Origin of the sequence: Maribacter sp. Asnod1-A12 (assembly GCF_045063735.1) — a bacterium.
GTDB lineage: Bacteria > Bacteroidota > Bacteroidia > Flavobacteriales > Flavobacteriaceae > Maribacter.
This window is the reverse complement of record NZ_JBEFNZ010000006.1, coordinates 1,065,683-1,092,646: the sequence shown is the minus strand read 5'-3', so window position 1 is coordinate 1,092,646 and position 26,964 is coordinate 1,065,683. Positions and strand designations below refer to the sequence as shown.

Sequence of the window (26,964 nt, the reverse complement as noted above, 5' to 3'; positions counted from 1 at the left end):
GTGGTAGATTCAATTAAAACTATCAACAAATATTACTTCGTTTACATTTCATTTGTTGTGATTGACAACAATTAATTTAAAGCTAAGCAGTGTAAGGTTACTTTTAAAAATTACAAATTCATTAAGTACACGAATTTGTAAATGGATTTTTTAAAATGATCGAAACGCTTAAAATTATATTTTCTTTAAAATTAATTTGGAAAAGGATATTCCTCTTTTTTCTATTGCTTTTGCTATGTGATTCTTTATTTTCTCAGCAAACTACTACTTGGACTCAAAAACCACTGTCGACTACTTGGGAATCTATTAGCTCAGATGGTCTGGTTAGGGTAGAATGTAGAATAACATCGGGAGTGTCAATTTCCGGAAACGGAATTATGGGTTGTACGTCAGATGCAACCTATGGAAATCCAACACCAGATATTTTTGGGAGTCCTTCACTAGAGCTTTCTTTAAGTTCTTTATTTGCAGGTACTTTGGAGTTTCACTTTTTTGATGCATCTACTGGCGATGTGGTTTATTTGGCAAACCCTTTAGTCAATGTAGATAAAGTAGGTACTTATAGTATTTTACCTTTTCCATTATTATCAGGTTCAAGTACAGGTGTTTTTACATCTACCAATGGCTCCTGGTCAAATATAAGTAGAAATGGTCCCATTTTTGAATTCACGAATACCACTTTTAATATAGATTCAGGGTCATTAATAAGCACGAATGGAGGTGAGTGTGGTAATGGCTCAACAACCGGTACTGGCGGGGGTACCATGCGTATGGATGATGCTGTAGAATCCATAAATATGAATGCTTATGTTTCGGGAAGTCTTTTAGGTTTTAATGATGAAGTTGAGTTTGTGATATCCAACCTAATTATAGCTAAACCAGAAATAGAAATAACGAAGACCGTTGTAAATAATTTTAGCTCTCCTGTTGTAACCGGTGATTTTGTAGATTATACAATTGAGGTAGAAAACACAGGTAATGTAAAAGTTTCTAATGTCGCATTAACAGATACGTTCAATGATGCTGGCGGTAATACAATTGAACTAAGTAGTGCTCCATCTTTTTCGTCTGCAACAATGAGTTCTTTAGAAGGTGTCCTTTTGGCTGGTGAAGTGGCAACATATACTGCAAGTCATATCTTAACGGCCAATGAGATTGCTGAAGGCGGAGTGATTAATCAGGTGAGTGTTTTGGCTGATAGTCCGTACGGTCCAGGTGATACAGATGATTTGTCTGATGATGGAGATGATACAGATGGTAACTTGTTGAACGATACTACCGATAGTTTTTTTCCGGTTCCACTAATTGATAATGAATCTGTAGAAAAGAATAATACAGTTGATATTTTAGTGACCAGTAATGATGATTTTGGCGGTAATGGTCCTGATTCCGGAAGTATTTATTTAGTTAGCACTCCAACAAACGGTAGTGTTTCATTAAATAATAGTGGGACAGCGACAAATCCGGTAGATGATTACTTTACTTACACACCTAGCACTGATTATATAGGAACTGATTCCTTTACTTACGGAATAACGGATTCTCAGGGTTATACTCAGCACGCAACTGTTACGATAACGGTTTACACATGTCCAAACGCTGGTATCGATGGAACATTGAATATCTGCGTTGGAGATTCATTCGCAAATTCAGACTTATTCGCACAACTGACAGGTTCCCCAGATACAGGTGGAATATGGGTTGATAACAATGATGGCACTCACACGTATACCGTAGCTGCAACATCACCTTGTACAATAGATGATGAAAGTATCGTAACCGTAACTCAACAAGCTCCACCAAATGCAGGCATAAACGGCAGCTTGAATATATGTGCCGGAGATAGTTTTGACAATGATGATCTGTTCGCCCAGTTAACAGGTTCACCCGATACAGGCGGAACATGGGTTGACAATAACGATGGCACGCACACATATACGGTAACTGCAACATCACCATGTACGGTTGATGATGAAAGTATCGTAACCGTAACTCAACAAGCTCCACCAAATGCAGGCATCGATGGGACATTGAATATCTGCGTTGGAGATTCATTCGCAAATTCAGACTTATTCGCACAACTGACCGGTTCACCCGATACAGGTGGAACATGGGTTGATAATAATGATGGCACACATACATATACGGTAACTGCAACCTCGCCATGTGCAATAGATGATGAAAGTACAGTAACCGTAACTCAACAAGCTCCACCAAATGCAGGTATAGATGGAACATTGAATATATGTGCCGGAGATAGTTTCGATAATGATGATCTGTTCGCCCAATTAACAGGTTCACCCGATACAGGTGGAACATGGGTTGACAACAACGATGGCACTCACACATATACAGTAGCGGCAACATCACCATGTACAATTGATGATGAAAGTACAGTAACCGTAACTCAACAAGCACAACCAAATGCGGGTATCGATGGAACATTGAATATCTGCCAAGGAGAGACATTCACCAACGCTGACCTTTTTGCCCAATTAACAGGTTCACCCGATACAGGTGGAACATGGGTTGACAACAACGATGGCACTCACACATATACAGTAGCTGCAACTTCACCATGTACGGTTGATGATGAAAGTATCGTAACCGTAACTCAACAAGCTCCACCAAATGCGGGTATCGACGGAACATTGAATATCTGCGTTGGAGATTCATTTGCAAATTCAGACTTATTCGCTCAGTTAACAGGTTCCCCCGATACAGGCGGAACTTGGGTTGACAATAACGATGGCACGCACACATATACCGTAGCTGCAACATCACCATGTACAGTTGATGATGAAAGTATCGTAACCGTAATTCAACAAGCGCAACCAAATGCAGGAGTAAACGGCACCTTGAATATTTGTGTCGGAGATAGTTTCGATAATGATGATCTGTTCGTACAGTTAACAGGTTCACCCGATACAGGTGGAACTTGGGTTGACAATAACGATGGCACTCACACATATACAGTAGCTGCAACTTCACCATGTACGGTTGATGATGAAAGTATCGTAACCGTAACTCAACAAGCTCCACCAAATGCGGGTATCGACGGAACATTGAATATCTGCCAAGGAGAGACATTTACCAACGCTGACCTTTTTGCCCAATTAACCGGTTCACCCGATACAGGTGGAACATGGGTTGACAATAACGATGGCACGCACACATATACGGTAATTGCAACATCACCATGTACGGTTGACGATGAAAGTACAGTAACCGTAACTCAACAAGCGCAACCGAATGCCGGTATTGATGGTACATTAAATATTTGTGCCGGAGATAGTTTCGATAATGATGATCTTTTTGCCCAGTTAACAGGTTCACCCGATACAGGTGGAACTTGGGTTGACAATAACGATGGCACTCACACATATACCGTAGCTGCAACATCACCATGTACGGTTGATGATGAAAGTATCGTAACCGTAATTCAACAAGCGCAACCAAATGCAGGAGTAAACGGCACCTTGAATATTTGTGTCGGAGATAGTTTCGATAATGATGATCTGTTCGCCCAATTAACAGGTTCTCCCGATACAGGCGGAACTTGGGTTGACAATAACGATGGCACTCACACATATACAGTAGCTGCAACTTCACCATGTACGGTTGACGATGAAAGTACAGTAACCGTAACCGAACAAGCACAACCAAATGCGGGTATCGACGGAACATTGAATATTTGTGCCGGAGATAGTTTCGATAATGATGATCTTTTTGCCCAGTTAACAGGTTCTCCTGACACAGGTGGAACATGGGTTGATAACAACGATGGCACGCACACATATACCGTAGCTGCAACCTCACCATGTACGGTTGATGATGAAAGTATCGTAACCGTAACTCAACAAGCTCCACCAAATGCAGGAGTAAACGGCACCTTGAATATATGCCAAGGAGAGACATTCACCAACGCTGACCTTTTTGCCCAGTTAACCGGTTCACCCGATACAGGTGGAACATGGGTTGACAATAATGATGGCACTCACACATATACCGTAGCTGCAACCTCGCCATGTACAATAGATGATGAAAGTATCGTAACCGTAACCGAACAAGCACAACCAAATGCAGGAGTAAACGGCACCTTGAATATTTGTGCCGGAGATAGTTTCGATAATGATGATCTTTTTGCCCAGTTAACAGGTTCACCCGATACAGGCGGAACATGGGTTGACAATTATGATGGAACTCACACGTATACCGTAACTGCAACATCACCATGTACAGTTGACGATGAAAGTACAGTAACCGTAACTCAACAAGCGCAACCGAATGCCGGTATTGATGGTACATTAAATATTTGTGCCGGAGATAGTTTCGATAATGATGACCTTTTCGCCCAGTTAACAGGTTCCCCCGATACAGGCGGAACATGGGTTGACAATAATGATGGCACTCACACATATACCGTAGCTGCAACATCACCATGTACAGTTGACGATGAAAGTACAGTAACCGTAACTCAACAAGCGCAACCGAATGCCGGTATTGATGGTACATTGAATATCTGCGCGGGAGATAGTTTCGATAATGATGACCTTTTCGCCCAATTAACAGGTTCACCCGATACAGGCGGAACTTGGGTTGACAATAACGATGGCACGCACACATATACCGTAGCTGCAACATCACCATGTACAGTTGATGATGAAAGTATCGTAGCCGTAACTCAACAAGCTCCACCAAATGCAGGTATAGATGGAACATTGAATATATGTGCCGGAGATAGTTTCGATAATGATGATCTGTTCGCCCAATTAACAGGTTCCCCCGATACAGGTGGAACATGGGTTGACAATAACGATGGCACGCACACATATACCGTAGCTGCAACATCACCATGTACGGTTGATGATGAAAGTATCGTAACCGTAACTCAACAAGCTCCACCAAATGCAGGAGTAAACGGCACCTTGAATATATGTACTGGAGATTCATTCGCAAATTCAGACTTATTCGCACAACTGACCGGATCTCCCGATACAGGTGGAACATGGGTTGACAATAACGATGGCACTCACACATATACAGTAGCTGCAACATCACCATGTACGGTTGATGATGAAAGTACAGTAACCGTAACTCAACAAGCTCCACCAAATGCAGGAGTAAACGGCACCTTGAATATATGTACTGGAGATTCATTCGCAAATTCAGACTTATTCGCACAACTGACCGGATCTCCCGATACAGGTGGAACATGGGTTGACAATAACGATGGCACTCACACGTATACCGTAACTGCAACCTCGCCATGTACAGTTGATGATGAAAGTATCGTAACCGTAATTCAACAAGCGCAACCAAATGCAGGTATAGATGGAACATTGAATATCTGCCAAGGAGAGACATTCGCAAATTCAGACTTATTCTCACAACTGACCGGATCTCCCGATACAGGTGGAACATGGGTTGACAATAACGATGGCACTCACACATATACCGTAGCTGCAACATCACCATGTACAATAGATGATGAAAGTATCGTAACCGTAACTCAACAAGCGCAACCGAATGCCGGTATTGATGGTACATTAAATATTTGTGCCGGAGATAGTTTCGATAATGATGATCTGTTCGCTCAGTTAACAGGTTCTCCTAATGCTGGTGGAACATGGGCAGATAACGGTAATAACACCTTTACATATACCGTTGGGGCAATAGAGCCTTGTGTGATTAATGACACTAGTATAGTTACTGTTGAATTTAATCAAACAGATGCTAATGGTAACGGAATTGTAGATTGCAAAGAAACCATTATAGTACTTCCTATTATAACTATAGTTGATGTTGCTTTAGATAATATTGTTAATGAAACCGAAGCTCAGAATCTGATTTCTGTAACAGGAACAGTTTCAGGTGATTTTACACCAGGAGATATCGTTACGCTAATTATCAATACCAATAATTATACGGGTCCTGTTGGTGAAAATGGTCTTTTTGCAATAGTGGTTCCTGGTACAGACTTAGTAGCAGATGCCGATAGTAATATTATTGCTTCGGTAACTACGCTAACTATTGAAGGAAACACAGGCTCAGCTTCGGATCAACATACTTATATCGTTGATACTGAACCACCATTGGTAGATAGTTTTGAAACAATGGATACGTTTCCAATTTTACTTGGTTTAGGGAGTCCTAATGAAATATTATCTATCACTGTGGAAGTAGGAGATACTGGGGTTTCTCTCCTGTATGTTATTAACACGGACATCAATGGTATTTGGGAAATTCAAACTGATGTAGATGAACCCGAAAATGGTTCTTTCCCTATAATAAATCCAGAACTAACATTATATATCATTGCTGTTGATATAGCAGGAAACCAAGGTTTCGGTGAAGTAGATATCATTTTTAATAATGAACCTCTTGACAATGACAGTGACGATGATGGTCTACCTGATGATGAGGAGGTTACAATTGGCACTGATCCTGATAATCCTGATACCGATGGTGACGGAATTATAGATGGTCAAGAAGTTTTAGATGGTACAGATCCTTTAGATGCATGTGATTCTTTAGGTGGAACGCCACCAGCTGATGCGCAATGCGATATTTATGTAGAACTTGATTTGGTTAAGCCGGGAGATATCATGAACGGTAGTTTTGAAATTATCAATATTGACATATTTCCCGAAAATACGGTCAAAATTTATAATAGATACGGAGTGTTAGTTTGGGAGGTCGAGGGTTATGAAAATAAAACTAAAGCTTTTAGTGGTTTGTCAGATGGTAGAATTACGATAAACCGAAATGAAAAATTACCATCAGGCACATATTATTACGATATATATTATACTGTTAGAGGCGAGCAGAAATTATTAACCGGATATCTATATGTAATTCGATAAAAGATGAAGAGAATATATTATACAATCTTTTTGATATTTACCATGGTCATAGGCGGTCAACATTTTATGTTCGGTCAGCAAGATGCCCAGTATACCCAATATATGTATAATACTTTTTCTGTGAATCCTGCTTATGCAGGTTCTCGTGATGTTTTAAGTATTTCGGCGTTGCACAGATCGCAATGGGTAGGTAGAGATGGTGCTCCAAATACACAGACGTTAAGTGTTCATGGTCCAACATCAAATAAAGTGGGATTAGGCTTATCTATTGTGCATGATGAAATAGGTAATAATACCAATCAAAATACATACATAGATGCTGCATTCTCGTATACTTTAAATACTTCAGAAACTGATAAGTTATCCTTTGGTTTTAAAGCTGGCGGACACCTTCTAAATCTAGACTTTAATAATCTAAGAAACTTCAGTGCAGGCGGAACTGCCATTACAGATACTGATTTATATAAGAAATTTACACCTAATTTTGGAGCTGGTATTTACTTTCATAACGACAAGTTTTATGCGGGCTTATCTATACCCAATTTTTTGCAAACAGAACATTTCGATAGCTCTGATGGTAATGATAGGCTAGTGTCGGTAGATAGAATGACATGGTATTTAATATCTGGTTATGTGTTTGAGATGTCTGAATCATGGAAATTTAAACCTGCATTTTTATTGAAAGCTACCCCGGGTGCACCTTTACAGGCAGATGTTTCTGCTAATTTTTTATTGAACGATAAATTTTCAATGGGCGCCGCTTACAGATGGGATTCCGCTGTAAGTGCGTTATTCGGATTTCAAATGACCGATGAGTTTATGCTTGGTCTTGCCTATGATAGCGATATTTCTGAATTAGGCGGAACAAAGTATAACAATGGTTCTTTTGAGGTTTTTCTTAGGTACGAGTTTATTAAGAAAGATAAGATTGATTTAACCCCTAGATTCTTTTAAAATTAACTGATAATGAAAATCAAAACATCCATAATTCTCTTATCGTTTCTTTTTGTTACTACGCTATGTTTTGCGCAGAACGGGAACAAAAAAGGACTACCGGATAATTTTGGACACTATGCATATATGGGTAATGCATCAACTTATGAAGAGTTGAGTAAAAAGGGAATGTCTGATGAGGATATTTGCAAAAACCTTGGTAATGAAGCTTACTTAAGGGCAAAGTATGACGAAGCTAGTTATTGGTACGCAAAGTTGTTAGAATTGAATAGTTCAACGATAGAGCCTGACTATATGTACAGATATGCTCAGTCTTTAAAATCAATTAAGAATTATAAAGATTCCGAGGTTTGGATGAAGAAGTTCAAAAAGGCGAAAAAAAACGATGTACGTGCTCAGAACTATAATAAGGATGAAAGCTATTTTGATAAATTAATGACTGCATCAAACGAATATACCATTGAAAATTTATCTTCTGTAAATTCAAAAGAATCAGATTTCGCACCGTCATTTTATAACGAGTTTTTGGTGTTTTCAACTGGTAGGGATTTAGAAACTACCGATCGTAGTGCTACTCCTTATTTAAATCTTTATAAAACAACGCGCCCAGAGAAAGGGCAATATAGTACAGCAACTGCATTTCCAGAAGAGTTGAAATCTGTGGCAAATGAATCTTCTACCACTTTTTCAAAAGATGGTAATATCATGTATTTTACTAGAAATAATTATAAAAAAGGTTCGTTCAATAGAGACAAAAACGGAATTAGTAGATTAAAGATTTATAGAAGTACTTTCAAAGATGGTGTATGGGGAAATATAGAGGATCTGCCATTTAATAGCGACCTGTATTCCGTCGCACACCCTGCCCTGAACGAAGATGGAACAATCTTGTATTTTTCTTCTGATATGCCAGGTAATTTAGGAGCTTCAGATATTTTTAAAGTAGCTATTAATTCTGATGGTAGTTTTGGAACGCCAGAGAATTTAGGGTCTAAAATAAATACCGAAAGTAAAGAGACATTTCCGTTTATATCGGAGTCTGGGGTATTGTATTTTGCATCTGACGGACATCCTGGTTTAGGCGGACTAGATATTTTTTCAGTCAATCTAAAGAGTCAGGGAGCAGTTAAAAATTTAGGTAACCCTATTAACAGCCCCAACGATGATTTTTCAATGATTTTCGATGAAGAAACCAATTCAGGTTTCTTTGCCTCTAATCGTTCTGGCGGAGTTGGTGGTGATGATATTTATGCGTTGAAAACTATAGACTGTATGGTCACCATAACCGGTACCGCAGTAGATAAGGATACGGAACAACCTTTGCCATTTGTTACGGTTAACGGTAAGAACATTTCAGGAGGTAATATAGGGGAGACTACAACTGATGAACAGGGCAATTATAGTATAGAAATTCCATGTCAAGAGAGTCAATATTCAATTACTGCCAATCTTAACGGTTACGAAGAGGGTTCTTTGTTTATGTTCACTACACCAGATGAAAAGAATATAAAAGATGCACGTGTGGTATTGGAAGAGAGTAGTAAAGTTGCGGTTATTGGTGCCGATTTGGTAAAAGTTTTAAAATTAGCTCCAATCTATTTTGATCTAAACAGTTCTTACTTACGAGAAGATGCTTTTGAGAATTTAGATAAAGTGGTCGATTATATGTTAAAAAGACCTAAAGTAAAAGTAGAAATTGGGTCGCATACAGATAGTAGAGAAGAGGATAATTACAACCTGTGGCTCTCTGATCGTAGAGCAAAGAGAACGGTAGCCTATATAATATCTGCAGGAATTGATGAAAATCGTATTTCAGGTAAAGGTTACGGAGAAACGGCATTGATTAATAAATGCTCAAATAGGGTCATTTGCTCAGATCGAGATCATCAATTGAATAGACGTTCAGAATTTATTTTGATAGAGTAAGATTTAGTTTATATGCTTCGCTACTACCTCTATTTCTTTAACGACATGCATTGGTTTACCATAAGAAGTAAATCCGTTTAAAATTACTTCATAGGTTCCTTCTACATCTGAAGTGAAAAAATCAAACTGATAATCACTATCGGCAATATTTAAAAGGGGGTTCCAGTATAGCATCCTCCTGTAATCTGGAATTCTATCAAAAGAAACATTCTCTGGTTGATAAGATTGTACAAAATAGTTCTTTTTGGCTACGGGTTGGGTAAACGGTACAACTAGGCTATTTTTAGCAGTATAGGTGTCTAGAAATTCTGCATTGAAAGTTTCAATAGAAATAATACCTTGATACTCTTTTTGACCCAAACGAAATTGATCTCTTGTCAAGCTTATTTTTTCAATGTTTCGGGCATCAAAGGTTCTGATTTTTTCGTGATGAGGTATGAATACCCCATCTATTAAGACAATGGCAGGAAAATCGTTGTAATCTTCATCATAAGATTTAAAATCTTGACCAATTCTTATATAGGCGTCACTGGTATTCACTTTTCTAAAGCCTGCGAATTTCACTACTTCTACCAAAGTTTCTTCAAGCGTAGGAAAACGCGTGTATTCATCAAGAATGATAACTTCTGGTATGCCACCATTAAATATATCAATAGGATTGCTTTGTAAAATAGAATCTGGTTTGGCACCAAAGAACTGATTTTCTATTTGGTTTAGTACGCTTCTATTCTTTATATATTCCGCCTGCTCTTTTGATAAATTGAAATTTGCGAATGATAGGTCGGCTAGGTCAATAGGACTGGGTGTTCCTTTTTCAATAGTATACGTTTCGCTTTGGTCTTTAACCTGTATAACTGCCATTGGGTTTTTACGGTCTTTGCGTATGTAAGAATAGAAATTTCCATTTTGGTCGGTTTTTGAAAACTTAAATAATGATTCTTTCCCAGGAATAGAAATAACAACGGGAAGGTTCTCAGCAGGTAATCCTGAGTTAGCTTTTGTTACGGTGCCGTAAACTAGTTCTCCTCTTTGTTCAGGCAAGAAGATGCTATCACCAATGGTCTGTTTAATTTCTTTATCGGCATTGAAATATGCATTACCGTAGGTGACGGAATTGAGAGAAGATAGAATAGCTATTTCTTCCTTTCTTTTCACTTTAATACTATAAAAACCATGACCTAAAGCTCCTTTGTAATTTTTAATATTCAGGCTTACTTTCTCCCGAGTTTGATACGTAGATTGATTGGTTCTAATTGTAATTGTTGATGAGTCTGAAACCGAAATGGCATCAGTTGAAACTGATGTTAGTGCATCGGGTTTATTTTCTAGAAGGGCAGATTGGTCTACTAAATAAGGATTGATGATTACAATATCATCTTTAAAAACTTGAGATAAACCTGCGTTTTTCATCCATTGGGTATAGCCTAATAACTTGTACCTGCCAGAGGGTATATCTGTAGACACAAAGAAATCACCATAGCCATGTCCTTTGCTCAATTTTACTTTATGTTCAAAAACAAAGTCCTTTGCTTCATTTACTAGGGCTACGTATCCAATGGTACTTATTTTAGTAGGGTTATTGGTTTGTGCGTTAAAACAGTGTATAGAATAATATAAATACTCTCCAGAGAGCACTAACGGACCGTTATGGTCTACGTATGCTTTTTCCTGAGGTACTTTTTTTAGACTCAAAAGGTCGCTACCATCTTTGATCACATATTGGGCGCTACCGAGATTGGTAATTAAAATGATTATTACAGTAAGTATTTGTGTTGTCTTCATAAGTTCTAATTATTCTACCCAAAAATCTGGTTCAATATTACTACCCAAAGCTGTACAATCTCCGCATACTCTTGGTACAAATATGTGTGGTCCGCCACAGTCTTCCTCATTAACATTTGGCTTCACATAACTTATTAAATCAAGATCTACTTGTTGAATTACTGATTGTGGACATGGGTTTGGACCTCTCATTCCACTAAAACAAAAAGAAACATGAGATTCTGGTGCTGTCAATTCACTACAATTAAAAGGGTATGGGGGTAATTCTTCATTCGGATAAAAATCGGTGTAATTGAAAAAGAGCCGATTTTTAGAAACGGATACTACATCAAAAAAACCGATTACATTACCCTGAGAGCCATCGTCTGCAGAAAGGTTACCTTCTAAAAATCCGGGTTGTATTCGAGAAAAAATACTACCGGTTTGGCTGAAGTTATTCAATTGATCGTAGAAACTAAAAGATGCTGCACTTGAAACTAATTGTTCTACTTCAATACTATATCTATGGCTTATAATAAAGTTTTCTTGGTCAATAAAACGTACCATAAACTTTGTAATATTATCACCTAAGTTACCTTGTTGAGCTTGTATGATAGAATTAGAAAGGTTATTGCCATAGCAAACCTGTTGTTCTTCTTCTCGTTCTACAATTTCAAGGTCATAAGTTACTTCTGGTAAGGCGCATGGATCGTAGTTGGTAAGTTTAAAAGCTTCTGGAGACCAATTTGGAGCTATTATTTTATACGTTTCATCATAAGTATAGCGTAAGTTTTGAACGGTACCCGACTCTATGTTGTTATCTACAAATATGCCAATACCTTGTACTCCAGATTCACTTGTCGTTTTTTCTGCGTAAAGATTAGAGATAGCTGCTAAACCTTCAATTTGCATATTGGTCGAGGTGTACCTTTTTCCATCTGATGTAGTAATATTCAATTGATATGCATTGCCCATTTCAGCAGCAAATTCAATATCAGATTCATAAATACCCGGACTTGCCTCATTAAAAGAATAGGTGGTGCCATTACTGTTTTCAATTGAAACCGTAGCATTGGTTTCGTAGCGTACCAAATCTCTATTTATATCTCGTATTGGTGTGTACGGGTTGTAAACGGAGTCTATTCCTAAATCTACTAAAGTGTCCATTCTGCTTAATGCTACCGTATGGTTTTTTAGTTCGTTGGTTAGTGTGGCTTCTACAATTAATATTTTTAAGACTTCATCATCTGCGGCTATACCCAAATCAACCTCTTCAATGCATGATGCTAAAGTGGAAATACAAATTATAAATAGAATTAATTTTTTCATTTATAGTAATTTTCTATTCTTTAAAACTTGAAATTATAGGTAATGGAAGGAATAGGAATGGAGAAAATAGAACTTTGTAACGCCTTTACTTCGCCATCATCTGTTACGAAAAACACCGAGTACGGATTGTTTCTACCTAATACATTATAAACTGATATGGTCACAAAACTATGTGCTAACTTATTCTTCTTATGGTTTCCTTCAATGTTTAATCCTAGATCTAAACGATAGAAGTCGGGTATTCTAAACTTGTTTCTATCGCTAAAAGCAACAAAATCTGCGTTATTGAATCTAAATGTGCCTACGGGGTAGGTAATAGGTCTTCCAGTTTGGTACACAAAATTTGCAGATATGCTATATCGCTTTGTAAAACGATAGTTGGTAATAACACTTACATCATGGGGCTTATCAAAATTAGAGGGGAAAAATTCACCGTTGTTAATTCGCTCCTCGCTAAATTCACTATCAAAACGGTATAAAGATCTAGAGTAGGTGTAACTTAACCATCCGTTTAAATCACCGCTTTTCTTTTTTAATAAAAATTCTACTCCGTATGCCTTTCCGTCACCTTGTAATATCTGTGTTTCTACATTTTCGTTTAAGAAGAGGTTGGCACCGGTTTTAAAATCAAGCACATTTTCCATTATCTTGTAATACCCTTCGATACTTAATTCATATTCGTTTTCCTTAAAGTTTTTATAGAAGCCAAGAGAGGCTTGGTAGCCCTTTTGTGCTTCAATATTCAGATCAGAAAGTTTCCATGTATCAATAGGTGAAACTGTGGTGTTATTTGAAAGGGTATGTAAAAATTGATACGAATTGTTTAGACTGGCTTTTACAGAAAAATCGGGTGTAAATAAATATCTAGCGGAGACTCTGGCTTCTGGTCCGCCATAGGTTTTTATATTTTGATTACTTGAATAGGCTATGGTGTCTTGAACGGTAGATTCATTCTTTGGCATCCCTTCTTCATAGGTTCTTTGGGTAGCCTCGCCCAATGCAGCAAAAAATGCATATCTCACCCCTAAATTGACAGATAGTTTTTCATTAACCATAATTTCATCCCCTATAAATAGTGCGCCCTCAACAGCTTGTTCTTTATCAATAGTAAATTCACTGATGTCCGACTCGCTTCCGTCGGGTTCTATGCTTCCAGGGTTAACAGAATAGTATTTGGCTGAACCGCCATAGTCTAAAGTGTTTTTATTGTTTAGAGCTGTTCGAAGCTTATATTTTAATTCGGTTTCGTTAATGTTGTAATCAAGCTTAAAATCACTGTTCGATTCACCGTCAAAATCAATTCCGAATCCGTAATTACTATTATCGACAATAAGTGCGCTATTGGTTTTATCACTCATTCTATGGTCCCAACGTACAGAAAACAGTCGGTTATCATAGTTATATAATGAATCTGAGGTGATACTAAAAGCATCTCTGCTATAATAGGCAGTCGCTTTCACTTCATTTTTGTCATTTATTTTATTGTGATATTTAACGATGCCGTCAAAAAACGTAGCGTTGCTATTGCTTAACGATTCGTCATCTAAAGACCGTAAAATCCAGTCCGCATAAGCACCTCTACCACCAACGACAAGGGATGATTTTTCTTTTTCTAACGGAATTTCCAATGCCAAATTTCCGGTCACTGGACCAATAGAACCTTCACCTGAGAACTTTTCTACATTACCATTTTTTGTTCTAATATCGAAGACCGATGAAAGACGGCCGCCAAACTCTACAGGAATAGCACCTTTATAGATATCTACGCCCTTGGTCGTAAACGGATTCAAGGCTTGAAAGATTCCGAAAAAATGCTGTGGGTTGTATATAACCGCATCGTCTAACAGTACTAAGTTTTGGTCTGTTTTACCGCCACGAACGTTTAAGCCCATTGCACCTTCGCCCGCAGATGAAATACCAGGCAATGCCTTGGCGACTGACAAAATATCTCGTTCCCCTAAAACTAGGGGAATGTTCTTAGACTCTTCAGAATCTATTTGCTCACTACCAGTAATAGCTTCCTCTACATTTTTATAAGCATCTGCCTCTACTACTACTTCATCTAATTGTTGTAGCCCTTCTTCCATCAACAAATCTGAACTACCATTATTGTACATAATGACTTCACGTTCTGTAGATGCAATACCCATGGCACGTATACTTAGTACGTTATAGCCCGAAGGTAATGTTAAAGAGTAATTACCATTCGAGTCGGATACAGTAATTTGGTTGGAGCCTTTAACGCGAATAGTTAAATCTGGAATAGGCTCACCTGTTTTAGAATTTATGGCTCTACCGGTTAATTTATAGGATTCTTGTAAGTTATTAGGGTCGCTTTTACCAACCTTGGCTATATCGTAATTTCGTTTAACCTGAGTATTAGTGGTATAAAATGTTGGGGGAGGTGCGTTGACTTTTGTTTGTTTGCCGTTATTTTCTTCAACTACTTCTTCTTGACCAAAAAAGCCATTGGGTAGGTCGTCATATACTATTGTATTCTCTAAAAGAATGATGCGTTTCTGTGATTCTAGAATATAATAGTTTAAAGAGGTGTCCTCTAAAAGAGATTGCAAGGCAGTGGTTAAATTTTCATTGTCAAAGTTGGCAGTTACGTTGATGCTTTGTGCCCAACTTTCTAGAAAGAAAAATTGATAACCTATTTGTTCTTCAATATCGGTAATTACAGATGATAAGGGAGTTGCAGAGTATTGACCATTAACAGTAATAGTTTCTTGAGCATAACCTATACTTAAAGCAAAAAGTATGGTGAAATAGACTACGGTTTTTTTTATAGGTGTTGCCCCGCTAATTTCAATAAAAGTTTTGAGCAAACTTTTATTCGTTTTTTGGTTGGTCATGTTGGTTGGTTGGATTATTACAAGGTAATAAAAACTATATTACAACAAAATGTGATATTTAAAATAATTGCGTTGAATTATTGAAAAAAAATGAAATAACCTTTGCATTATTAATGATTTGGTATTTATAGTTAACAGGTTTAAAGAGAAAGAGTTAATTTTAAGAGTATAATCTTTTACTTACATTGTTGTTTTATTATTTATCAGTATTTTATTACTATTTTTATTCATAAATACTTGTTAAAATAAATACGTTGACTCCAATTTCCAATAGAATAGAACTTCAAGAAAAGCATCACCAAATATTTATAGAACAAGCTCCGGCCGCAATAGCTATGTTAGATCGCAATATGGTCTATTTAGCAGTATCTAATCGTTGGTTAAAGGATTTTAGTTTGGAAGGAGAACAATTGATTGGTAGAACTCATTACAATGTATTTCCAGAAATTGGAGATGATTGGAAAAAAAAGAATGAAAAGTGTTTAAACGACGCAATAGATATTTGCGATGAAACCACCTTTCATCGTAAAGATGGTTCTATTCAATGGATTTTTTGGAATGTTCAACCTTGGTATAATGCTGAAGGTGAAATCGGCGGACTCTTAATACATGCAGGTGATATAACGGAACAGAAAGAGAAAGAGTTAAAAGAAAAAAAGTTTGAAACCATATTAAGTGATACTAGTGAGATTGCACGAATTGGTACTTGGGAAATTGATCTTTTAAAAGAGAAAGTAACCTGGAGTACAATGGTGTATGAGATTCATGAAGTTCCTCTAGAATTTGAACCAACAGTGGATTCTGGATTGGCGTTTTTTGAAGATGAAGTAAGTCGAAATAAAATCGTAAAAGCACTTAAAGCGGCTCAAGAAATTGGTACGCCCGTAAACTTAAATTTAAAACTTAAGACGGCAAAAGGAAATTATCGTTGGGTTAAGGTTGTGGGAAATATAGAGCGAATCAACGGCATTTCTACAAAGATATTTGGTATTACTCAAGATATAACATCTTCAAAAAATTCAGAACAGCTTTTAAATGTTGCAAATGCAGAGTTAGAAGCTATTTTTAACTCAGATGTAATAGCAGTTATTACAACAAATTCAAAAGGAATTGTTAATCGATTTAATAAAGGTGCCGAAAAATTATTAGGATATACTGCCGATGAAATTGTAGGTTTAGAAAAGCCTGATTTATATCTTCTAAAAGAGGAGCGTGATAAATTTAAAAATGATATTACGAAATTATTTAACGGCAATTCTACATTGATAGATTCAAAGTATAATTATCGTAACGAAAATATTAACGATACAAGACAATGGACATTTCGTCGAAAAGACGGGTCTTTATTTTCAACACTTACTTCAATTACAGCAATTAATAATAATGATGGCGTTAATGACGGTTTTATATCAATAATAACCGATATCTCAAAAATAAAAGAGATAAAGAATGAATTGAGAAAGAAGAATGATTTATTAAATTTTGCCGAAAGACTGAGTTTATTAGGACATTGGCAATGGGATACTGTATTGGATAAGTTGAAATGGTCACAAAATCTTTATACCATTTTTGAACTTGATGAAAATGTAACTGAATTTAAATTTGATACTTATTTCAGTTTTGTACATACTGATGATAAAGATTTGGTAACAGAATATTTTGAAAAATCGGCTAGTGATAAAATATTCTACAACTTTACCCATAAAATTATTACAACCCATGGAATTGAAAAAACAATTCATTTAATTGGTAAGGTTATTACCAACGAGAAAGGCGAGATGGTAGAAATGTTTGGTACTTGCCAAGATGTTACCGAAAGCAAGATGGTAGAGCGTCAATTGCAAAAAGCCCTTTCAGAACTTCAAGCTATATTCAATTCAAAATCTGTTGCAATCATCACCAGCGGTAGAGATGGAATCATTAATAATTTTAATAGTGGTGCTGAAGCTTTATTAGGATATTCCGCAGCAGAAATTATTGGCATTCATAATGGTTTCCTATTTCTTGCAGAAGAAGTGATAGTAGCTCATGAAATTGAAATAGCGCAATTGTTTGGCGAAAAGATACCCAGGTCTGACCATTATGAAGCTGTCTCAAAATATATAGATTTATCTAAAGAGGAAGTACACGATACCCGGGAATGGACGCATCGCAGAAAAGACGGGTCAACATTTCTAGGCCAAGTAACAATATCATCTATTAAGAACATAGATGGTAAGCATATTGGTTTTATGGCGATGTTATTGGATATTTCGGAAATTAAAAATACGGAGCTTGAATTGCTGAAAAAAAATCAACTTTTAACTTATGCCGAACAGATTTCAAAGATGGCCAATTGGCAATGGAACCCTTTTACCGATGAAGGAAAAAGTTCAAAAAATCTATATAACATTCTCGAGCTTGACGAAAATATTACAGATCTTAAGTTAGATATATATTTGGATTTTGTTCATCCAGAAGATAAAGAAATTACTGCTCAACATTTTGAGAAAGCCGTAATAGATAAAAAATGGGAAAGTTTTACGCATCGTATTATTACCACTTCGGGTATCGTAAAAACAATTCAGCTCTTGGGGGAAGTTTTAACTAACGAAAAAGATGAGATTATAGAAATAAGCGGTACTTGCCAAGATGTGACCGAAATTAAAATGGCGGAACGTAATTTGCAAAAAGCCCTTTCAGAACTTCAAGCAATATTCAATTCAGAGTCTATTTTAATTATATCAACAGATAAAGATGGTATTATTAATCGTTTCAATCATGGTGCTGAGGTGTTATTGGGGTATTCTGCTGCAGAAATGGTTGGAATAGAAAAGCCTAGAAAATATGCTCATAAAGATGAAATCAAAAAATTTAAACATGATATTGCTAGATTAAATGGTAAAGATCCATCTGTATATGATCATTATCGAAACCTTTCGAAAGAAGATTTAAACGATACTCGAGAATGGACCTATTACAAAAAAGATGGTTCACCGGTTTCCGTACTTTCTACCATAACGACTATTAAAAATAGTGACAACGCGAATGAAGGCTTCATAGCAATTTCAAAGGATATTTCGGAAATTAAAAATACGGAGCTTGAATTGCTGAAAAAAAATCAGCTTTTAAATTTTGCCGAACAGATTTCAATGATGTCTAATTGGAAATGGGATACGGTTGCCGATAAAGTAGAATGGTCGCAAAATTTTTATAAAATTCTAGAGCTTGACGAAGCTATAATTGAACTTAAGTTTAACTCGTATTTCAGGTTTGTTCATCCAGAAGATATAGAAATTGTTAATCGACATTTTGAGAAAGTAGAAAGGAATAAAAAATGGGAAAGTTTAACACATCGTATTATAACCACTTCGGGTAAGGTAAAAACAATTCTAATTTTAGGAAGGGTTTTTACGAATGAAAAGGATGAGATTGTAGAAATGATCGGTACTTGCCAAGATATAACCGAAATTAAAATGGCGGAAAAGAAGTTTAGAGGACTTTTAGAGTCTGCCCCAGATGCCATGGTTATCGTCAATGAAAAAGGCAGAATACAACTAATTAACAAACAATCTGAAAAACTATTTGGATATGCACCAGAAGAATTATTCAATAAAAAAGTAGAGGTTTTGATTCCTGCAAGATTTACCCTGAAACATTCTTCATATCGAGAAGGTTTTTTTCATACACCTAAGACTAGACTTATGGGTGATGATAAAGATTTATTCGCGCTTACAAAAAAAGGAGAAGAAATACCTATTCAAATAAGTTTGAGCCCACTACATACAGAAGAGGGTCTGTTGGTTTCTGCAGCTATACGAGATATATCGAAACAAAAAATAGCGGAACAAAAGATTATTGATGCAAAAGAAAGTTTAGAAATTGTAGCACAAAAATTATCTCACCAAAATAAGCAACTGGCAGATTTCACACATATTACTTCTCATAATCTGAGAGCACCTGTGGCAAATCTAAACTCGTTAATGGAGATATATAAGCTAACTGAAGATGAAACAGAACGTTTAGATGTTTTCAATAAATTCGACACTGTAATAGATCGTCTTACGCTTACATTGAATACTTTGATAGAGGCCCTAAAAACAAAAATTAGCGATTCTAAAGAAGAACTTGAAAAAGTAGACTTAAATAAAGTTTTAGAAAATACAACTCAAATATTAAGTGGTGCCATATTAAAATTTGGAGCGGTAATAGAATCAGATTTTTCTCAATACTCAGATGTTACTTATAACAGTATTTACATGGAAAGTATTTTTTTAAATTTAATAGGTAATGCCATAAAATATAAAGCTGAGAATAGATTGCCCCACATATTAATAACAGCAAAAATTGAAAACGGTAAAAATATTCTTACATTTAAGGATAATGGCCTTGGTATTGATTTAGAAAGGCATGGCCATAAATTATTTGGACTCAATAAAGTTTTTCACAGACACCCAGATGCCAAAGGTGTTGGTTTGTTTCTTACCAAAACACAAATTGAAGCGATGGGTGGTACAATTACCGCCACCAGTGAAGTAAATGTAGGAACAACTTTTAAAATTAACTTTAATTAAACTTGCTATGAATAACGTTTTAAAAACTTGTATTGTTGATGACGACTCTATTTACCGTTTTACAATGGTCAAAACTTTAGAGTCAACAAAATTACCAATGGAAATAATGGTATTTTCAGATGGAGAAGAGGCCATAGATTTTATGTTAGATAATCTTGAGCAAGATTCTGTATTTCCAGATGTTATTTTCTTGGATATTGATATGCCGGTTATGGACGGATTTCAATTTATGGAAGAGTACGTAAAAATTAAGCCTAGAGTAGGTAAAAAAATAACGATTTACATGGTGTCATCTTCCTTAGATCCAGTTGATATAGAAAGAGCTAAGAAAATTAGCGCTATTTCAGATTATATTGTAAAGCCTATTGGTTTAGGTAGGTTAAAGCATATTATTGTGGGGTTGTTAGAGGAAAGAAAAGGTTAAACTTTATTTTAGTTTCTTAAAATTTTTAAGGACATCATTCAATTTAATCGGGTTAAGCTAAAATGCTAAATACCAGTAATTTTGATTGAACCTAAAAATTAAACTATGTCTTTACTAACAATAATTTTAAATATATTATTACCACCATTAGCTGTTTTTATGAAACATGGTATTGGTACTACTCTTTTAATAAGTATTCTATTGACTTTGCTTGCTTGGTTACCTGGAGTAATCCATGCATTTATTGTTAATCAATAGTGTTATATAACTTTTAAATTGCCGTTGCATATTTCTGGCAAAGCATATGAAAACCGAACAATTATCGTATACAAGATAATTGTTCGGTTTCTTGTTAACGCTTAAACGTTTTAATAGTTGGTAACATTAACATTTATTTTGATTGACCATTTATGATTCATTAATTTTAATGATAACTTTGAATTGTTAGGAGTCGTTATTTTGTTCGACTACTAGTAAGCTCTAATTTATATGTAGTTTTAGGTTTATTACTTTAATTTATAATCGATGCATAATTTTTTTAAAATAATTTTTGGGATTGTCCTTTTGGTATTTCTAGGTTGTAAAGACCATTCTAAACAAAATAAAATTGCTGTAGACAATGCAGAAGTCAATGAAGTTTTTAATAAAAAAAATGCCGAAATTACCATTCAAGATGCTATAAAAGCCCATGGAGGATCTTTATACAATACAGCACATTATGAGTTTGTTTTTAGAGATAAAATGTACATGTTCAATAATGCCAACGGTTATATTTACAAGGTAAATTTTAAAGATAGTACAGGAAATAGAATTGAAGATATATTAAACAATGGTGTGTTTAGAAGAGCGGTTAATGATGAAGTTGCTGAGTTATCTGAAAAAGATGTTGCAATACATAGTAATGCCTTAAATTCAGTAATTTATTTTGCTACGCTGCCTCATAAATTAGATGATAAAGCAGTTCATAAAGAAGGTAAAGGCGAAACTACAATTAAGGGTGAAGATTATGATATAGTACGTGTAACTTTTGGTAAAGAAGGTGGTGGTACAGATCATGATGATATTTTTATGTATTGGGTTAATAAGAAATCTCATTATATAAATTACTTTGCATATAGTTATAGCGTAAATGATGGTGGTGTTCGTTTTAGAAGCGCATACAACCCGAGAACAGTTGACGGTATACGCTTTCAAGACTATATAAATTGGGAAGCTCAGGTTGGTACTCCTTTGAAAGAATTACCATCACTCTTTGAAAAGGGAGAGTTAAAAGAACTATCTAAAGTTGAAACATTGAATGTGCGTAATCTTAACGCTGTGGAATTGGTAGAATAAGGCTCTTCTAGAACACAATTTACTTATTGTATCTTTGAAATACTGTGTTTGAAACTTTTTCAAATACTTGTTATATAAACTTGCTTTTTAATTGAACTACGTCTTATATGAACAATCATGCCTTATTTGAAAGTTTTAGGGTTGTTTCTGGAAAGGAATGGAAACAGAAGATTCAATATGATTTAAAAGGTAAAGACTACAATGAAGAGGTAGTGTGGAATTCTCCTGAAGGTATTAAAGTAAAACCTTTTTACGATTCAGAAGATTTAGAACATATAGCGGTAAAACCTTCACTAATTAATACATGGAATATTGGTCAGGTGGTTTATGCTGGTAATGCTATAATGTCTAATGAAAAGGCACTTAAGTTTATTGAAAAAGGTGCTGAAGCTATTCGGTTTCTAATTCCAGATACAACTATTGATATTGCTAAAATTTTGAACGATATCGATTTAAATGTTGTAAAAGTATATCTAAACATGCAATTTTTGTCTAAACAATTCATGGACAATACTCTTGTTAATGTGTCGCGATCTAATAATATACATTTTCAAATTGACCCTATAGGTTATTTAGCTAGGTCAGGTAATTGGTACGATACGATGTCGGCAGATATCGATATGGTAGTAGATTTGGCTTCCTGTGATATTGAAAATTTACTTTGCGTAGATGTTTCGCTTTATGAAAATGCTGGTGCAGATATGGTACAACAATTAGCATATGCCTTGGCGCATGCTAATGAATATATGAACATTTTAAATGAAAGTGGTAATCTTAATAAATTAAAAGTTATAGATTTTAATGTAGCTGTTGGAGGTAATTATTTCTTTGAAATCGCAAAGCTAAAGGCTTTACGTAATCTTTGGAGTATTCTTGTTGCTGAGTATAATACATTTGTAAAATGTCATATAACTTCAATACCGTCTAAACGTAATAAAACCATTTATGATTATAATGTAAACTTGCTTAGAACTACAACAGAATCTATGTCTGCTATTTTAGGAGGAGCTGATTCTGTTTTTAACCAGAATTATAATGTAGTTTATAAAAAAAGTACTGATTTCGCTGAACGTATTACTATAAATCAGTTGATTTTATTAAAAGAAGAGAGTTATTTTAACAAGGTGGAAAATCCAACGGAGGGTAGTTATTATATTGAAACGATTACAAATCAATTATCAGAAAAGGCTTTAATTTTATTTAAGTCAATAGAAAAAGATGGCGGATTTTTAAAGCAACTAAAGAATCATACTGTTCAAAATAGAATTGCGGAGAGTGCTAAAAAGCAACAAGAGAAATTCAATTCGAAAAATACGATTTTGGTAGGTACAAATGCATATCAAAATGGTGAAGATAAAATGTCGAAAGAGATAGAATTATATCCTTTCTTAAAAAAGAATCCTAGAAAGACATTGATTAGTCCTATTATAGAAAAACGATTAGCAGAGGAACTAGAGCAAAACCGTTTGTCAAATGAGTAGAAAAGACATACAACATATAAGCTTAAAACCCTTTCAAATTGCCGATAAAAGTGGTGGTACTTTAAAGGGTAGCAAAGAACAGTCGACTTTTGAAACTGCAGAAACGATTCAGTTAAAAAAAAAGTATTCTAAAGAAGATGTAGCCGATATTGAACATTTAAATTTTGTTGCAGGTTTTTCACCATTTCTTCGAGGTCCGTATGCTACCATGTATACCCAGAAACCTTGGACGATACGACAATATGCAGGGTTTTCAACAGCTAAAGAAAGCAACGAATTTTATAAAAAAAATTTAAAAGCAGGTCAGAAAGGTTTGTCGGTAGCTTTTGACCTACCTACACATCGAGGTTATGATAGTGATCATGAGCGTGTGGTCGGTGATGTAGGTAAAGCAGGTGTGGCCATAGATACCGTTGAAGATATGAAAGTGCTTTTCGATGGCATTCCGTTAAACGAAATGTCGGTTTCTATGACAATGAACGGTGCGGTGCTTCCTATTATGGCATTTTATATTGTTGCGGCAGAAGAACAAGGTGTGCCATTAGATAAGTTATCTGGTACCATACAGAATGATATTTTAAAGGAATTTATGGTGCGTAATACTTATATCTATCCACCAAAACCTTCTATGCAACTGGTAGCGGATATTTTTGAGTACACAAGTAAAGACATGCCTAAATTCAATAGTATAAGTATTTCAGGATATCATATGCACGAAGCTGGTGCCCCGGCTCATTTAGAGTTGGCTTATACCTTGTCTGACGGATTAGAATATATTAGAACGGGATTAAAAGCAGGGTTGAAAATTGATGATTTTGCACCGCGACTTTCCTTCTTCTGGGGCATAGGGATGAACCACTTTATGGAAATCGCCAAAATGCGTGCTGCAAGAATGTTATGGGCAAAAGTGGTGAAAGAATTTAATCCACAGAACGAGAAATCGTTGATGTTGAGAACACATTGCCAAACTAGCGGTTGGAGCCTTACGGAACAGGATCCGTTCAATAATGTGGCAAGAACTACTATTGAGGCGGCTGCTGCTGTATTTGGTGGCACACAGAGTTTGCATACTAATGCATTAGATGAGGCAATAGCGCTGCCTACAGATTTCTCTGCGCGTATTGCAAGGGAAACACAATTGTACCTGCAACATGAAACGAACGTGACTAAAACGGTCGACCCTTGGGCGGGAAGTTATTATGTAGAGAAACTTACGCATGATTTAGTACATAAAGCATGGGAGTTGATGCAAGAAGTGGAGAGCCTAGGCGGAATGACCAAAGCTATTGAAACCGGTATACCAAAAACACGTATTGAAGAAGCCGCCGCTAGAAAACAGGCAAGAATAGATAGTCAGCAAGATGTAATTGTAGGCGTCAATAAATATCAATTGAGTGAAGAAGATGAACTTCAGATCTTAGAGGTCGATAATAAAGAAGTGCGCAGGCAGCAATTAGAACGACTAAAAGAAGTAAAAGCAAATAGAAATACAGCTGTAGTTGTCCAAAAACTGAAAGAACTTACCATTGCTGCTAAAAATAAATTGGACGATAGCGATTCGGAAGAAAATTTATTAGCTTTAGCAGTAGACGCGGCAAGGGAGAGAGCAACTTTAGGAGAAATTAGTAGTGCTTTAGAAGAAGCATTTGGCAGGCATAAAGCGATTATAAATTCATTTACAGGCGTGTATTCAAGAGAAATTAAAGAAGATAGTAGTTTTAAGAAAGCACAGGAACTCGCAGATCAATTTGCAGAGCAAGACGGGCGTAGACCACGTATTATGGTTGCCAAAATGGGGCAAGATGGTCATGATCGTGGAGCTAAGGTTGTTGCTACAGGCTATGCCGATTTAGGGTTTGATGTTGATATAGGTCCACTATTTCAAACTCCAAAGGAAACAGCTAAACAGGCAGTAGAGAATGACGTCCATATTTTAGGAATATCATCACTTGCTGGCGGACATAAAACCTTGGTGCCGGAAGTAGTTAAAGAACTTAAAAGCTACGGTCGTGAAGATATTATGGTTATTGTTGGCGGAGTAATACCGAAACAAGATTATGATTTTCTAAATGAAGCTGGTGCAACTGCTGTTTTTGGGCCTGGAACCAAGATCAGTGATGCGGCCATTCAATTGTTGGAATTACTTTTGGAATAAATTGATACTACGATATAAAAAAAATGCCCGAGCAATTTCATTGCTTGGGCATTTTTTTTATATCATTAAAAGAAGTTACGCAGCGGCAACTTCTACATTACTCTCTTTATTTTTTAACCAGAAATATAGAATGGTAAATAGCACTATAAGTATAGCTGGGAAAAGTACCATAGTACCTAAAGTTTCTTGACCTGAGACTAATTCTAATTCATCACCTGTGAATCCTTGTGCTTCTGCAGCTGCTCTGTCAGCATCGATCCAACCACCAATAATAGGTTGAAAAATTGAAGATGAGAACATCCCTATAGCTCCAATAATAGACATGCCTAAGGCACCTGTTTTTGGTGTCTTAGTGGCAGCCAAACCAATCATGTTTGGCCAGAAGTAAGCAACACCCAATGCAAATATTACAGCGGCAACATAAGCCATTGCCCCTGTTTGCGTGCTAAATAAATAAATACCTAAAGTTGCTAGAATTGCAGATCCTAATAACACTCCCGTTTGGTTGAATTTCGCTACCATGCTGCCTCCAAAGAAACGTGCTACAGCCATTAAGCCTGCCGTCAGTGCTAAAATTAAAGTTGGTTCAGCTCCACTTTTAGAAAGAATAAGTCCAACCCATTGGTTAGGTCCAAATTCAGAAATTGCTGTTAGTGCCATACATATTGCAATGAACAAAAATAACGGAGTAAACATACCTTTTAAGTTTCCGCTAATGGTTGCAGCTTCTTCAATTTTAGCTTTAGGCCACGTTTGACCAAAGAATAAAAACGCATAAATAACCGCTGGTATTAGTAACAACCATACTTGGCTCTGACCAATGATTCCCATATCTGTCATAAAACCAGATAATAAGCTCCCTACAGCAATACCACCCGGGAACCACATATGAAACCTGTTTAGCATCGTACTCATTCTATTACCCTTGTAAGCATCTGCAATCATAGGGTTACAAGCAGCTTCGGTACAGCCGTTACCAAGTCCAATTAAGAGATTGGCAACCAAAAGACCCATATAACTTCCTGAAAAAATTAAAAGTAAAATACCAATGGCATGTGCAAAAAATGCAAATTGCATAATGACTTTGCCACCTACTTTATGATAGATCAAACCACCAATGACCATAGCAATTGGAAAACCTAAAAACCACATGGAGGTTATAAGTCCCGCTTGACTAGCGCTTAATTCTAATTCTGTTTTTAATTGGTCTAATATACCTGCCGCAATGGCAAAAGAGAATGCCGTGGTAATTAACGCGAAACAGCTGGCATAAAAGAGCCTATTCGCATTTACTTTAGAAGTTGAGTTAGAACTGTCCATAT

The 26,964-nt window shown here is 36.1% G+C and carries 13 protein-coding genes; 9 read left to right on the top strand and 4 right to left on the bottom strand.

Translation table 11 applies throughout. The features are described from left to right. The first annotated feature begins 155 nt into the window (after window positions 1-155). From ACJJVP_RS04480 to ACJJVP_RS04470, 3 genes are read left to right on the top strand one after another with little or no spacing between them, the layout of a single operon-like run. Window positions 156-6,866: a cadherin-like domain-containing protein gene (locus tag ACJJVP_RS04480; protein WP_405411114.1), complete on the top strand. Its 6,711-nt coding sequence runs from the start codon at window positions 156-158 to the stop codon at window positions 6,864-6,866. A 3-nt stretch (window positions 6,867-6,869) separates the two neighbouring features. Beyond that, window positions 6,870-7,820 (top strand): type IX secretion system membrane protein PorP/SprF, encoded by a 951-nt coding sequence (locus ACJJVP_RS04475; RefSeq protein ID WP_405411111.1) that lies wholly within the window; start codon window positions 6,870-6,872, stop codon window positions 7,818-7,820. 12 nt (window positions 7,821-7,832) lie between these two features. Then, entirely contained in the window at window positions 7,833-9,746 is a 1,914-nt protein-coding gene (locus tag ACJJVP_RS04470) for an OmpA family protein (protein WP_405411110.1), read from the top strand. Window positions 9,747-9,749: 3 nt separating this feature from the next. Here the strand turns inward: ACJJVP_RS04470 and ACJJVP_RS04465 are convergent, their stop codons facing one another. From ACJJVP_RS04465 to ACJJVP_RS04455, 3 genes are read right to left on the bottom strand one after another with little or no spacing between them, the layout of a single operon-like run. Next, entirely contained in the window at window positions 9,750-11,528 is a 1,779-nt protein-coding gene (locus ACJJVP_RS04465; protein ID WP_405411108.1) for a hypothetical protein, read from the bottom strand. A gap of 9 nt (window positions 11,529-11,537) precedes the next feature. Further along, window positions 11,538-12,836, bottom strand: a complete 1,299-nt coding sequence (locus ACJJVP_RS04460) for a DUF4249 domain-containing protein (protein ID WP_405411107.1) — start codon at window positions 12,834-12,836, stop codon at window positions 11,538-11,540. A gap of 20 nt (window positions 12,837-12,856) precedes the next feature. Further along, window positions 12,857-15,694, bottom strand: a complete 2,838-nt coding sequence (locus ACJJVP_RS04455; RefSeq protein WP_405411104.1) for a carboxypeptidase-like regulatory domain-containing protein — start codon at window positions 15,692-15,694, stop codon at window positions 12,857-12,859. A gap of 254 nt (window positions 15,695-15,948) precedes the next feature. Between ACJJVP_RS04455 and ACJJVP_RS04450 the strand changes: the two genes are divergently transcribed. From ACJJVP_RS04450 to scpA, 6 genes are all read left to right on the top strand, one after another. Further along, complete coding sequence (locus tag ACJJVP_RS04450) at window positions 15,949-20,247, top strand: PAS domain S-box protein (protein WP_405411102.1); 4,299 nt, start codon at window positions 15,949-15,951, stop codon at window positions 20,245-20,247. Window positions 20,248-20,254: 7 nt separating this feature from the next. Continuing rightward, window positions 20,255-20,671 (top strand): response regulator, encoded by a 417-nt coding sequence (locus tag ACJJVP_RS04445; protein ID WP_405411100.1) that lies wholly within the window; start codon window positions 20,255-20,257, stop codon window positions 20,669-20,671. 105 nt (window positions 20,672-20,776) lie between these two features. Beyond that, window positions 20,777-20,929, top strand: a complete 153-nt coding sequence (locus ACJJVP_RS04440) for a YqaE/Pmp3 family membrane protein (protein WP_036151377.1) — start codon at window positions 20,777-20,779, stop codon at window positions 20,927-20,929. Between the two features lie 267 nt (window positions 20,930-21,196). Then, window positions 21,197-22,006 (top strand): DUF6503 family protein, encoded by an 810-nt coding sequence (locus tag ACJJVP_RS04435; RefSeq protein WP_405411097.1) that lies wholly within the window; start codon window positions 21,197-21,199, stop codon window positions 22,004-22,006. A 107-nt stretch (window positions 22,007-22,113) separates the two neighbouring features. Further along, the gene (locus ACJJVP_RS04430; RefSeq protein WP_405411095.1) at window positions 22,114-23,487 is read left to right on the top strand and encodes a methylmalonyl-CoA mutase subunit beta; all 1,374 of its coding nucleotides are present in this window, start codon (window positions 22,114-22,116) and stop codon (window positions 23,485-23,487) included. Continuing rightward, complete coding sequence (scpA, locus tag ACJJVP_RS04425) at window positions 23,480-25,642, top strand: methylmalonyl-CoA mutase (RefSeq protein ID WP_405411094.1); 2,163 nt, start codon at window positions 23,480-23,482, stop codon at window positions 25,640-25,642. Before ACJJVP_RS04430 ends, scpA begins: the two co-directional genes overlap by 8 nt. Before the next feature lie 75 nt (window positions 25,643-25,717). On the opposite strand, the gene ACJJVP_RS04420 is transcribed toward scpA, so the two are convergent. Then, window positions 25,718-26,962, bottom strand: coding sequence for an MFS transporter (locus ACJJVP_RS04420; RefSeq protein WP_405411092.1), 1,245 nt, complete (start codon window positions 26,960-26,962; stop codon window positions 25,718-25,720). Window positions 26,963-26,964 lie beyond the last annotated feature (2 nt).

What these genes read in the sequence shown, in the direction of transcription:
- ACJJVP_RS04430 (WP_405411095.1), top strand. Translation starts at nt 22,114, where the DNA reads ATGAACAATCATGCCTTATTTGAAAGTTTTAGGGTTGTTTCTGGAAAG.
- ACJJVP_RS04480 (WP_405411114.1), top strand. Translation starts at nt 156, where the DNA reads ATGATCGAAACGCTTAAAATTATATTTTCTTTAAAATTAATTTGGAAA.
- ACJJVP_RS04460 (WP_405411107.1), bottom strand. Translation starts at nt 12,836, where the DNA reads ATGAAAAAATTAATTCTATTTATAATTTGTATTTCCACTTTAGCATCA.
- ACJJVP_RS04435 (WP_405411097.1), top strand. Translation starts at nt 21,197, where the DNA reads ATGCATAATTTTTTTAAAATAATTTTTGGGATTGTCCTTTTGGTATTT.
- ACJJVP_RS04420 (WP_405411092.1), bottom strand. Translation starts at nt 26,962, where the DNA reads ATGGACAGTTCTAACTCAACTTCTAAAGTAAATGCGAATAGGCTCTTT.
- ACJJVP_RS04455 (WP_405411104.1), bottom strand. Translation starts at nt 15,694, where the DNA reads ATGACCAACCAAAAAACGAATAAAAGTTTGCTCAAAACTTTTATTGAA.
- ACJJVP_RS04470 (WP_405411110.1), top strand. Translation starts at nt 7,833, where the DNA reads ATGAAAATCAAAACATCCATAATTCTCTTATCGTTTCTTTTTGTTACT.
- ACJJVP_RS04440 (WP_036151377.1), top strand. Translation starts at nt 20,777, where the DNA reads ATGTCTTTACTAACAATAATTTTAAATATATTATTACCACCATTAGCT.
- ACJJVP_RS04445 (WP_405411100.1), top strand. Translation starts at nt 20,255, where the DNA reads ATGAATAACGTTTTAAAAACTTGTATTGTTGATGACGACTCTATTTAC.
- ACJJVP_RS04475 (WP_405411111.1), top strand. Translation starts at nt 6,870, where the DNA reads ATGAAGAGAATATATTATACAATCTTTTTGATATTTACCATGGTCATA.
- ACJJVP_RS04465 (WP_405411108.1), bottom strand. Translation starts at nt 11,528, where the DNA reads ATGAAGACAACACAAATACTTACTGTAATAATCATTTTAATTACCAAT.
- scpA (WP_405411094.1), top strand. Translation starts at nt 23,480, where the DNA reads ATGAGTAGAAAAGACATACAACATATAAGCTTAAAACCCTTTCAAATT.